This is a genomic window from uncultured Corynebacterium sp. (genome assembly GCF_946998835.1).
Lineage (GTDB): Bacteria > Actinomycetota > Actinomycetes > Mycobacteriales > Mycobacteriaceae > Corynebacterium.
Window position 1 is genome coordinate 1 of sequence record NZ_CAMQAZ010000041.1, and the last position, 11,726, is coordinate 11,726.

The following is an 11,726-nucleotide window of genomic DNA, read 5'->3' on the forward strand; positions in this document are numbered from 1 at the left end:
CCGGGTGAGCCGACCGATAAGCCGGACAAGCCGGGTGAGCCGACTGACAAGCCGGACAAGCCGGGTGAGCCGACTGACAAGCCGGACAAGCCAGGTGAGCCGAGCGAGCCGACTGACAAGCCGGGTGAGCCGACCGATAAGCCGGATAAGCCGGGTGAGCCGACCGATAAGCCGGACAAGCCGAGCGAGCCGACCGATAAGCCGGATAAGCCGGGTGAGCCGACTGACAAGCCGGACAAGCCAGGTGAGCCGACTGATCCGAGCGAGACTCCGAGCTCTGGTCACCGCACTTCCGGTGGCAGCAGCTCCGGCCACAGCTCTACGGGCGGTAGCTCTTCGGGCCACAGCTCTTCCGGTGGCAGTAGCTCCGGCCACAGCTCTGCAGGTGGAAGCAGCAGCACCTCTGGCAGCTCCTCTTCCACGAGCGGGTCTTCTCTGGCCCGTACAGGAGCTAAGGTAACGGGCACGCTAGGAATTGCCGCAATGCTATTGCTGGCTGGCGCAGTTCTGGTAGCCGCGGCTAAGCGTCGCTCCCAGCAGGAAAACTAGTGATAAAAAGGCTTTCGAGCCGAATGGCTAGCTTCCAATAGGAGATAGCGGGAATGCAGGAGGAATCCTGTATTCCCGCTATTTTTCATTCAACTCACCGGAATGGCACCCGCATGTGGTAACAGGGCGCTGGTGTGCTTTCCAGATGACTCGAAACCCCAACTGCTGCAGCTCTACAACCCGGGGTTGCGTAGAAAACCTGACAAACCGAAAACTGACAAGCCAAAAAATTACGAGCAGCACATGTGAATACGGGCTGCAAATGTGAAACTGTGTGAGTTTATAGCACTTTCATGCCATTTTTCTGGCCATTTTTGTCATAAACGCGGTCAGTAACCCGTATTGGCCCGCTGCCGCCGAACATAAACGCAGTCACTAACTCGCATTGGGGGCTATGTAGGGCTAAGTAGGGGTAAGCAGCAAAAGGTGCCCGCCACTTGTGGCCACGCTATTCACCTATCGGTGCACGGGAGCCTGTCCATCAGTGAGTAGTTCATCGATAGGAGCGAAGGCAAAGACCGGAGACAAACAAAAACGCCGCCCAGGGGAAACCTTTAGCAGTTTCCATGGGCGGCGTCGCTATGTTCGTCGTAAAGCGAATGAGGCGTTAAGCCGTGACTAGCTTTACTCGTAGGTACCGCGGAGGTCCTTGTAGTCCTCATCGTGCCAGTCGACGTTGGCCTGGTCCTTGGTGGTGACACCGACGTCAGGCTGCTGCGGGACCTTCGCAATGATGTTGCGGCGGGCGCGGCCGGCGCGGAGCTGGCTTTCGATGCGCTCGGCAAGGTTGGCCAGACCGAAGTTGATGGCGATGAGGATGATTGCCACGACGACCAGCGATGGAATCATGGCGCCGTAGTACTCGCCAAGCTGGCGGCCGGAGCGGACAACCTCGACGTAGCCGATCATGTAGCCCAGTGCGGAGTCCTTCAGCGCGATAACCATCTGCGAGATGATCGCCGGCAACATGGCGGCGACTGCCTGCGGCAGCAAAATAGTGATCATCGTCTGGCGGTGGGAGAGACCCAACGCGATGGCGGCCTCTCGCTGGCCCTTCGGCAACGATTCGATGCCGGAGCGCAGAGTCTCACCAATCACAGAGCCGTTGTACATGGTCAGGCCAAACACGACGGCGGCGAAACCGAGGTAGTTCGACGGGAACAGCTGCCAGATAGCGAACACCGAGTAGGCGAACAACATGAGCACCAGCACCGGGATGGCGCGGAAGAACTCGACAATCACCGAGCACAGCCAGCGCACCGGTGCAACCGGGCTCAGCCTGCCGACGCCCAGGAGAGCGCCAATTACCAGCGCCAGAATAATAGAGACCACAGCCGCGATAATGGTGCTGACCAGGCCGGGCAGGATGTAGGTGGTCCAGGTGGTGGATTCGAGGAAGAACGACCACTTATTGGCTTCGAACTGGCCCTTGTCGGCCAGCGTCATTCCCATCCACGCCAGGAGCGCAACCGCGATGGCGGCTACAACCCAGGTGAGGGTTCGGTTGAAGCGCTGAGCCTTGGGGCCCGGCGCATCGTAAAGAACTGTTGCGCGAGTAGCCATTAGCGCTTCACCGCCCATCGCTTGCCTGCCCAGCCGAAGAACAGGCCGGTCGGCAGAGTCAGAATAATAAAGCCGACAGCGATAATGCCGAAGATAATCAGAATATCGCTGGCGTAGTTTTCAGTCATGGTCTTCATCAACAGCGATGCTTCAGCCACACCAATCACCGAAGCAATCGTGGTGTTCTTCGTCAGCGCGATCAGAGTATTGCCGAGCGGCACGATAGCGCCGCGGAATGCCTGCGGGAAGATGATGTAGCGGAAGCTCTGGCCAAAGCTAAGTCCCAGTGAACGGGCGGCCTCGGCCTGTCCGAACGGCACAGTATTGATACCGGCGCGCAGGGACTCCGCTACGAAACACGAGGTGTAGGCAACAAAGGCTAGCACCGCGAGCCGGAAATTCTGCTTGACAATGAAGGAGTCATTCTCCGCAGCCAGCAGCAGGCCCAAGTTGTAGTAGAGGCCCATCGAGGCCAACAGCACAATCAATGTCAGCGGCGTATTGCGGACAATATTGATGTACCAGGTCGACAGGGTACGCAGGATTCCCACGGGGCTCACACGCATAGCGGTGAGAAGTGTGCCAAAAATCAGGGAACCAATTGCCGAGGCGACCGTCAGTTTGATGGTCACCCAGAAAGCCGGAAGCAGCTCCGGTCCCATTTCACTCCATAGTTCTGGATTCATTGTTTTCTCGCACCCCTTCCTACTTCTTCTCTACAAACGACAAATCGCCGATTGCCGGCTTTTCGTCGAGCTCGAACTTGTCGCCCAGGTGCTTCTGAACAATCTTCTGCAGTTCGCCGCTGTCGTACAGCGACTCCAGTGCCTCATTGATGGCCTCGCGGCTCGCATCATCGCCCTTGGGCAGGCCGATGCCGTAGTACTCGTTGGTCCAGTAGGAACCATCGGGGTTGCGCAGCTCGACCACGCGGAAGTCATCGCCGAAGCGTTCCTTGTAGCGCTGGGCGAAGCCGGCGAGGATGGTCGCATCGGTGGTCAGGGCATCGACGACACCCTGCTTCACACCTTCGGCGCATGCGGCGTAGGTATCGAACTCCTGCAGCTGTACCTCCGGCAGAGCGTCCTTGACCTTCTGCGCTGGGGTGGAACCGGAAACAGAACACAGGCGGGTGCCCGGGGCGACGTCGTCAAGCCCCTGGATGCCCTCGGACCCGCGCACCAACAGTGCCTGGTGCGTGACCAGGTACGGGCCGGCGAAGTCGACGGCAGCCAGGCGGCCAGCGTTGATGGAGTAGGTGGCGGCAATCATGTTGACCTCGCCGTTGTTAATCAGCGTCTCGCGCTGAGCGGACGGGGTCTCGCGCCACTCCATCTCGGGCACATCCCAACCGTTCTTGTTGGCGATGTACTCGATGACGTAGCGGGAGACATCGGTGTCCACGCCCGCGAACTCGCGGTCCGGGGTGCGCTCACCGAGGCCCGGCTGGTCAAACTTCGTGCCCAGCGTCACGTGTCCGGCCTCAATATCGGCCAGAAGGTCACGGGGTCCGCCGCTGCCACAGGCCGCGAGGCTCACCGTCGTGGCAACAGTTACGACAGCCGCCGCAACTCGCTTGCCGACGACACCTCGGCGGCCCCGGTTGCGACCACGCCCCTGGCCTCCTTGAAATAGTGAAAACTTCATGATGACCAGCCCCGCCTAGTGCCCGACGATCTTGGCCAAGAAATCCTTGGCACGATCGCTCTGTGGATTGGTGAAGAAGGTCTCCGGGTCGGTGTCTTCGACAATCACGCCGTCGGCCATGAACAGGATGCGGTCAGCTACGCGGCGAGCGAAGCTCATCTCGTGAGTGACGCAAACCATGGTCATGCCGCCCTTGGCAAGGTCGGTCATGACATCGAGGACCTCGTTGATCATTTCCGGGTCGAGCGCGGAGGTGGGCTCGTCGAAAAGCATGACCTTCGGGTCCATGGCCAGGGCGCGGGCGATGGCGACGCGCTGCTGCTGACCGCCCGAGAGCTGTGCCGGGTACTTGTCAGCCTGTTCCGCAATGCCGACACGAGCGAGCAGCTTGTCCGCACGCTCGCGCGCCTCGGCCTTAGATAGCTTGCGGACCTTCAGCGGTGCCAGCGTGACATTGTCGCGAATGGTCATGTGGCTGAAGAGGTTGAACTGCTGGAAGACCATGCCGACCTCCGCGCGCAGGCGGGTGAGCTCCTTGCCCTCTTCAGGCAGAAGCTTGCCGTTGATGCGGATTTCGCCGCTGTCGATGGTTTCCAGGCGGTTGATGGTTCGGCACAGTGTGGACTTACCGGAGCCGGAGGGGCCGAGGATAACTACGACCTGACCAGCTGGGATTTCCAGGTTGATATCACGCAAAGCGTGGTAGTCGCCGTAGTACTTGTTCACCCCGGCAATCGAAATCATGCTCTGTGGTGTGGATGATTCAGTCATGGGGAAAAGTATAGGTGACGCACTGCACATAACTGTTATCGGTGTTTCTTTCGCGACAGCTAGCGGTGATGGTGGCCTCTCCGCCGAGGGGCTAAACGCCACCTAGTTCTGAATATCTACGTGGTGGCGGCGCGCGGCAGGCTTACGGCCATGCACGAACCAGTAGAAAACGGCCGCGAGAACCACCACAACCGCCAGGCCTGCATACATTGTGTCGAAGCCCATCGTGGCGGCTACCGAACCCAGCACGATCGGGCCGAGGCCGATGCCCGCGTCGACAAGCAACAGCAGCGTCGAGATGCCCGTACCCAACTTGTGCGCCGGCGCCAGGTGCACGGAGATCGTTTGGCAGGCAGGCATCAGTGTGCCGTAGCCCAGACCGCAGAGGGCACCAGCGGCGATGACGTGCCAGTCAGCGGTGGCGAGGGAGAGAACCAGCAGCGAGATGGTGAAGCACACCAGGCCAATGGCAATCACCGGGTTGTCGCCGCGGCGATCCTGCAGGCGCCCCAGGAAGAAGCGCGCCGCCATCATCGCAACCGCGTAGGCGATGAAAAAGAAGCTGGCCCCCTTAGCAAGACCACCCAGCTGCGAGTATCGGTTCAGGAAGGTAATCACACCCGCGTACGCTAGGCCGATGAGCAGCATGAAAAGTCCAATCGGCACAACGCTCGGCGTCATGATATCGCGGAAGGAAAACGCGCGCTTCGTCCCGCTTGCCGACGTCTCCTCAGTGGCCCCGTCTGTTGCGTCGGTGGCCTCGGCGGTTGTATCGGTGGCCTTGGCGGGGTGGGGAAGCGCGAGCGCCAGCAGCAGTCCCACAACGGACAAGCCGAGAGCGGTGGCAAAGAGGATGCTGTAGCCAACCGAGCCGATCAGTGCCAAGCCGAGAGCCGGGCCAATGGCCGTGGCCAGAGTAGTGCCGAGTGAGATGTAGCCGGTCCCCTCCGCGCGGCGCGAAGCCGGGATGGCGGTCTGTGCGGCGGCCATTACCGCAGTGGAGGCGAAAGCGTAAGTCAGGCCGTGGATGATGCGGATTGTAATCAGAATCGGCAGCGATGCCGCCCAGATATAGGCAGCACAGGCCGCGACAATGACGGCCAGTGAGCCCAGCATGATTTTGCGACCACCGAAGGTGTCCACCAAGTAGCCGGAGAAGAGGCGGGCGATGGTGGCACCGACAACGAAGGAGCTGGCGGCGAAACCGCCGGCGGCATCGGAGGCGGAGAAACGCTCAACGGCATAGAGAGCCATCACCGTAATCGAGAGGTAGAACACCATATACATGCTGAAATTAATCAGCCAACTGATGATGAACGCGGGGGAGAAGAGCTTGTCTTGTCCACGCTGCTGGTCCAGTTCGCGTGCTGTTTTCCTGTTCTGCGTGGTCGTGTGCGTGGTCATGCTGAAGGTGTGGTCTCTTTTCTCGTTTGTATTATGCAAAAATGCAGTTAGAAGTCGAATCCTAACAATAGATTTGTATTGTGCAAAAGGAATTGGGAAAGCTTCACCCCATCTGCGGCCCGCTAGAATGGGGTCGATAAGAAGACAGAGACATCTCACGGGCTCGATAAGGGCCGAAGTGAATGCCCAAACAAGGCGCCGACAAAAGGACTGACTGCCACCGTGCGAAACGACGACCTGGCCGCGCTCGTTTACGAAAACATGCTGCTAACCCGAGTGAGCTCCAGCGGTTACCGGCCACATCGCAGAGATATCCTGTTAGACCGCTCCGCCGCAGCCCTATTGGCACGACTGGAAGCGCAACCAGATATGACGGTCGCAGAGCTTTCCGACGCGCTGGGGTTGGACATCTCCACGGTGCACCGCCAGCTGGCCGCCGCGATCCGACAGGGATTTATCGCGAAGGGGTCCGCGCCGTCGTCAAGCGCAAAAGTGCACAGCGCGACCGATAAGGGGCTGGAGCTGCTGCACCGGGAGATCGAGGCCCGCAAAGAAACCGTCAATGACATCACAAGCGACTGGGAAGACGGGGAACTCGCGGAGTTCGTGCGACTAATGCGCAAATTCAACGAAGGTGTGGAAGAAATGCGTGGTCAACCATGGCCTAGATAACCGCGGACGCCGTGGTCATGGAATACTTGAGGGCGTGGCTGAGAAAAAGAAGATCGCAAACGTCCTAGCTAACCGATACGCCTCCGCAACTCTGGCGGAGTTGTGGAGCCCTGAGTACAAGATCATCCTCGAGCGCAAGCTCTGGATTGCCGTTCTGAAGGCTCAGGTCGCCCGCGGAATTGAGGTTCCGGAGGGCACGATTGAGGCGTATGAGAAGGTCATCGGCCAGGTTGACCTCGACTCCATTGCCGCCCGTGAGCGTATTACTCGCCACGATGTGAAGGCCCGGATTGAAGAGTTCTGCGACCTGGCTGGCACCGAGCACATTCACAAGGGCATGACCTCGCGTGACCTGACCGAAAATGTCGAACAGCTGCAGGTTCTGCAGTCGCTGAAGGTCGTGCGCGACAAGGCCGTCGCTGTTGCCGCCCGCACTGCGGAGAAGGCCTCCGAGTACCAGTCGCTGGTCATGGCAGGTCGCTCCCACAACGTCGCTGCGCAGGCAACGACTCTGGGGAAGCGCTTCGCCTCCGCGGCGGACGAGATGCTGCTGGGCATCGAGCGCGTAGAGGACCTGATTTCCCGCTACCCGCTGCGCGGCATCAAGGGCCCGATGGGTACTGCCCAGGACATGCTGGATCTCCTCGACGGTGACGAGGCCGCGCTGGCCTCCCTGGAAAACGAAATCGCAGAAGGCCTCGGCTTCGACCGTGTCTTTGACTCGGTGGGTCAGGTCTACCCGCGCACCCTCGACTTCGACGCGCTGTCTGCGCTGGTTGAGCTCGGCGCAGGCCCGGCGTCGCTGGCCACCACCATCCGCTTGATGGCAGGCAACGAGACCGTCACTGAGGGCTTCAAGGAAGGTCAGGTCGGCTCTTCCGCAATGCCGCACAAGATGAATGCCCGCTCCTGCGAGCGCGTCCACGGTTTCCAGGTCATCCTGCGCGGTTACATGACCATGCTCTCCGAGTACGCCGGTACTCAGTGGAATGAAGGCGACGTCTCCTGCTCCGTGGTCCGCCGCGTCGCACTGCCGGATGCCTTCTTCGCCATGGACGGCATGTTCGAAACCTTCCTCACCGTCCTATCCGAGTTCGGCGCATTCCCGGCCATGATCGACCGCGAGCTGGAGCGCTACCTGCCGTTCCTCGCATCCACCAAGATCCTGATGGCAGCCGTTCGCGCTGGTATGGGCCGCGAAGAAGCCCACGAGATTATTAAGGAGCACGCCGTCGCCACCGCACTGGATATGCGCGAAAAGGGCGCCGAGCAGAACCTCACCGAACGTCTCGCTGCAGATGAGCGCTTCCCGCTGGATGCCGCAGGGCTTGCCGACGCCCTGGCAAACCGCCACGCGTTCATCGGAGCCGCAGAATCCCAGGTTGACCGCGTTGTTGCACGTGTGCAGGCGGTCGTGGACAAGTACCCAGAGGCCGCAGCCTACAAGCCGGGCGAGATTCTGTAGCTTCGTTTGTCAGCGAAACCGCCGGTGAACAGCCAGATTCGGCGGTACGATGAGCTGTAAGTATCCAAAACCTCTACGCGAAAGGTGCCCGAGGTGACATCGGCTGTTAGGACTTCGCTCTCTCGACCAGGTGCCACGTTGAACGTGCTGCGCTGGGTTCCAGAAACTGACAAGGGCGCGCCCGTCACTCCTAAGGGAGTCGTGCAGATCGTCCACGGCATGGTCGAGTATGCCAACCGCTATGCCAAGTTCGCCGAGTACCTCGTGGCACAAGGCTATGCCGTCGTTGCCCATGACCACCGCGGCCACGGTCTAACCCAAACCGATGCTGGTATTCCGGGGTACTTCGCTGACTACGGTGGCTGGGACCTCATCCTGGAGGATCTCCACGCGGTTCGTCAGTATGTCGACGCGGAATTCCCAGGCACCAAGCACGTTATTCTGGGCCACTCCATGGGCTCGCTGCTAACCCGAAATTACATCGCTAAGTACGGTGAAGGGCTCGACGGTGCCATCATTATGGGCACTGTGCCGTGGCTGGGAGCCAAGGGTGATGCGGGAATGAAGGTGGCAAACTTGCTGGCCAAGGCTCGTCCCACCGCGCCGGGCAAGCTTCTCAACGCCCTCAGCTTTGCGGACTTCAACAAGGGCTTTGAACACCGCACGAAGTTCGATTGGCTGACCCGTGACCAGAAGATCGTCGATGCCTACATCGCAGACGACAAGTGCGGCTTCATTCCCACCAATGCCTTCTTCCGCGACCTTCTCGTCGGCACGCGCTACGCGAATTCGGCCGAAGCCTACGAGAAAGCGCCTGATGAGCTGCCGCTTTTCGTGGTCTCTGGTGCCGTCGACCCGGCGGGCGGCGCTGCCTGCGTGGCCGAGGTCGTGGGCAAGTACCTGAATGCGGGCAAGAAGGACGTGCGTTTCAAGGTCTACCCGGATGGCCGCCACGAGATCCTCAACGAGCTGAATAAGGAAGAGGTCTACGCCGACATTCTGGCGTGGCTGGAAGCCCACTAGGGGTGGTGGGGCGATGCGAGTTACTGACCCCGCTTATAGCAAAAATTGCCCGGAAAATGGCCTGAAAGTGCTATAAACTCGCACAGTTTCACACTTGCAGCCCGCATCAGATGTGTATTCAGATGTGCATTCACATTTCTACCCCGTGATTTTAGGAATCTCTGCACTTCCATTGAGTTTCCATTGCGGGGATGCTTTTGTCATGTAACGTTCCTTTTAAGCTTGAAGAAAAGGAACCGACCACATGATTAGAAGACAATTCTCCGCGGTCGTGCTCATCATCTCCATGCTGTTGACCCTCGCAGGTTCATTCGCAGGAGTCACCGCTGGGCGTGCACAGGCACAAGAAGCCGCGAGCTCTATCCCGCCAACCATGGTGATACTGGATGCCTCAGGGTCAATGCTTGCCGACGATGCAGGTGGCCAAACCCGCATGGAAGCAGCGAAAGACGCAACGAGGAAGTTCGCAGCGACTGTGTCAGAGGACTCCGAAGTGGGGTTCATGGTCTACGGCACCGAGATCGGCAACTCTCCTGAGGAGCGAGAAGCCGGTTGCCAAGACATCACCACCTTGCTCCCAGTAAAGGCCGGGAATGCGGGCAAGATTGCCGACGAGGTAGGTAAGGTCCAAGCCTCCGGACACACTCCGATGGGGCCGGCGCTGCGGAAGGCCGCCGAAGAGCTGCCGGATGAAGGTCAGCGGTCCATTGTGTTGGTCTCTGACGGCGAAGACACCTGTGCTCCGCCACCGGTGTGCGAGGTAGCCAAGGAACTCAAGCAGCAGGGCATTGACCTGGTCATCAACACTGTTGGTTTCCTTGTTGATTCCGCCGCGCGTGCCGAACTGGAGTGCATTGCCGAGGCCACCGGCGGTCAGTATCTGTCCGCTCAGGACTCGGACTCGTTGGCGGATTCCATGAAGACGCTGGCGACCCGCACCGCACGCACTGCGCAGTCCAGTGCGAAAGAGATACTAGGTGGCGACGCCCCTACGAGCGCTACAAAGGTGCCTGCCGACGTGGAAACGTTCTCCACCAAGTTGCGCGAAAAGACACCTGAGTCCGAGCGTAGAATCGGTAATCAGGAGGGCGACGGTGCTGAGTACTTCTCCGTTTCAGTTGCTGAGGGAGAGCGGATTGTGATCAGTGCGGCTACCGTGCCGGGAGCGTCGTCAGGCGCGACTTTGACGGATCTTGATGTTCGTAGTTTCGCGCTCACCATGCACCTGGACGATAACAGTTGCTACCTTGCTAATGATTTCGGTAATGGAGTCATCGACTCCAATGGCCCCTTTTTCGCAGGCCTGATAACCAGGCAGGCCGGGGGAGCCGACGGCGATTGTAAACCGGGGAATATGGTGTTCTCCGTTGCCCGAAAGGGCGGCCCCTTCGAAGGCCAGGACATTCCAGCAGAAGTGACTATTAAGCGCTTCGCCAACGAGAACCTGAAGGATGTGCCGGAGGCATTCCCGTCCGATAAGGAGAGCCTTGACTCTCCGCCCGCGACACCGGAGGCAGACCAGGCCAAGAAGGTCACCCCGGGTTCCTGGTTCGATGACGCCACGGAGCTTACTGCCGACAACATCAGCAGCGTCACTGCAGACATTGTTCCTGGTGAGACGCATGTCTACAAGATCAAGTCCGAGTATGGTCAGCAGCTGCGCGGTGCCGTCAAACTTATTGACGCTCCGGAAGCCGATAAGCTCGCGCAGATTTCCGGCCTGGATATTAAGACGCTGAATTCTGCGCGTCAGCTCTCCGGCAGCGAGGAAAACCGCCCGGTGAACAAGCACCAGATCGGCGACGAGACCACTTTCGGTAACGCGGCGCGGATTAACTACCGCAATCGGATTAGCGAAGATGATGAAAAGTCAGGCGATTACGAGGCCGAAAGAGCGTGGCTGGATGGTGACCAGTACATCGTTGTCTTCTTCAACAACAGCTGGGGCGCTGGCAAGTCCCATGATGTCGCGGATGTTCAAAACGTCCCGGTGACTTACCAGCTGACCACGGAGCTGGTCGGCGAGAAGATTCCTGGCCCAAGCTTTGAGCAGGTCGCACACAAGTCGCCGAGTAGCGAGACCTCGACCAGTAGCCAGCAGGAACCGAAGGCCACCGAAGCGGAGGAGGACGACAGTTCCTTCAACATGATGTGGATTTCTATCGGTGGAGTCCTGCTAGCCGTGGTCGTCGGCGCGGCGATCGCGTTGACCCGCAAGTAACGCTCGACAGCCCAGTACACGCCGTATCCGTCACGCTGGGGTTTAGCTCCTGGATTACCGGGCTTGACGACGGCCCCTGCGGACCCAGCCTCCTTGTCCGCGGGTATCCGGGGCTGCGGGTATCCGTGGCCTGCGTAACCGTGGCTGCATCATCTCAGTGCCCCGCCAGGCTAAGTGCTTGGCGGACACACTTTTGTCTAGCGCCCCGCTATTAACCCAAAAATCACGGGCTGCAAGACTGACAACCAGAAATAACGCAGGCTGCAAATGTGAAACTGTGTGAGTTTATAGCACTTTCAAGGCATTTTTCGGGCCATTTTTGCTATAAGCGGGGTCACTAACTGGGGTAGGTTCAGGCGGTGAATGCATCACCACTTTCGACCAGGAGAAGTAGTGAAGCAAACCCGCCGA

9 protein-coding genes and 1 pseudogene are annotated in these 11,726 nt (G+C 59.5%); 5 read left to right on the forward strand and 5 right to left on the reverse strand.

Translation table 11 applies throughout. The features are described from left to right. A pseudogene (locus Q0U90_RS10690) lies at positions 1-549 on the forward strand (cell surface protein); the annotation flags it as partial. 624 nt (positions 550-1,173) lie between these two features. Here the strand turns inward: Q0U90_RS10690 and Q0U90_RS10695 are convergent. The 5 genes from Q0U90_RS10695 to Q0U90_RS10715 form a co-directional block, all read right to left on the reverse strand. Further along, the gene (locus tag Q0U90_RS10695; protein ID WP_297454844.1) at positions 1,174-2,112 is read right to left on the reverse strand and encodes an amino acid ABC transporter permease; all 939 of its coding nucleotides are present in this window, start codon (positions 2,110-2,112) and stop codon (positions 1,174-1,176) included. Further along, positions 2,112-2,798 (reverse strand): amino acid ABC transporter permease, encoded by a 687-nt coding sequence (locus Q0U90_RS10700; RefSeq protein WP_070546871.1) that lies wholly within the window; start codon positions 2,796-2,798, stop codon positions 2,112-2,114. The genes Q0U90_RS10695 and Q0U90_RS10700 overlap by 1 nt, the downstream gene beginning before the upstream one ends. A gap of 19 nt (positions 2,799-2,817) precedes the next feature. Continuing rightward, the gene (locus Q0U90_RS10705) at positions 2,818-3,759 is read right to left on the reverse strand and encodes a glutamate ABC transporter substrate-binding protein (RefSeq protein ID WP_297454849.1); all 942 of its coding nucleotides are present in this window, start codon (positions 3,757-3,759) and stop codon (positions 2,818-2,820) included. Between the two features lie 15 nt (positions 3,760-3,774). Continuing rightward, a complete protein-coding gene (locus Q0U90_RS10710; RefSeq protein ID WP_297454867.1) occupies positions 3,775-4,503 on the reverse strand; it encodes an amino acid ABC transporter ATP-binding protein in 729 nt (242 codons plus the stop codon). A 129-nt stretch (positions 4,504-4,632) separates the two neighbouring features. Next, positions 4,633-5,934, reverse strand: coding sequence for an MFS transporter (locus tag Q0U90_RS10715; protein WP_297454852.1), 1,302 nt, complete (start codon positions 5,932-5,934; stop codon positions 4,633-4,635). Between the two features lie 222 nt (positions 5,935-6,156). Between Q0U90_RS10715 and Q0U90_RS10720 the strand changes: the two genes are divergently transcribed. The 4 genes from Q0U90_RS10720 (at position 6,157) to Q0U90_RS10735 (ending at position 11,315) form a co-directional block, all read left to right on the forward strand. Further along, the gene (locus Q0U90_RS10720; RefSeq protein ID WP_297454855.1) at positions 6,157-6,606 is read left to right on the forward strand and encodes a MarR family winged helix-turn-helix transcriptional regulator; all 450 of its coding nucleotides are present in this window, start codon (positions 6,157-6,159) and stop codon (positions 6,604-6,606) included. Between the two features lie 34 nt (positions 6,607-6,640). Beyond that, positions 6,641-8,071 carry an adenylosuccinate lyase gene (purB, locus tag Q0U90_RS10725; RefSeq protein ID WP_297454858.1) on the forward strand — a complete coding sequence of 477 codons (1,431 nt, stop codon included), beginning with the start codon at positions 6,641-6,643 and terminating at the stop codon, positions 8,069-8,071. A 93-nt stretch (positions 8,072-8,164) separates the two neighbouring features. Next, the gene (locus tag Q0U90_RS10730; RefSeq protein WP_297454861.1) at positions 8,165-9,094 is read left to right on the forward strand and encodes an alpha/beta hydrolase; all 930 of its coding nucleotides are present in this window, start codon (positions 8,165-8,167) and stop codon (positions 9,092-9,094) included. Between the two features lie 244 nt (positions 9,095-9,338). Then, positions 9,339-11,315 carry a VWA domain-containing protein gene (locus tag Q0U90_RS10735; protein ID WP_297454864.1) on the forward strand — a complete coding sequence of 659 codons (1,977 nt, stop codon included), beginning with the start codon at positions 9,339-9,341 and terminating at the stop codon, positions 11,313-11,315. Positions 11,316-11,726: the final 411 nt, after the last annotated feature.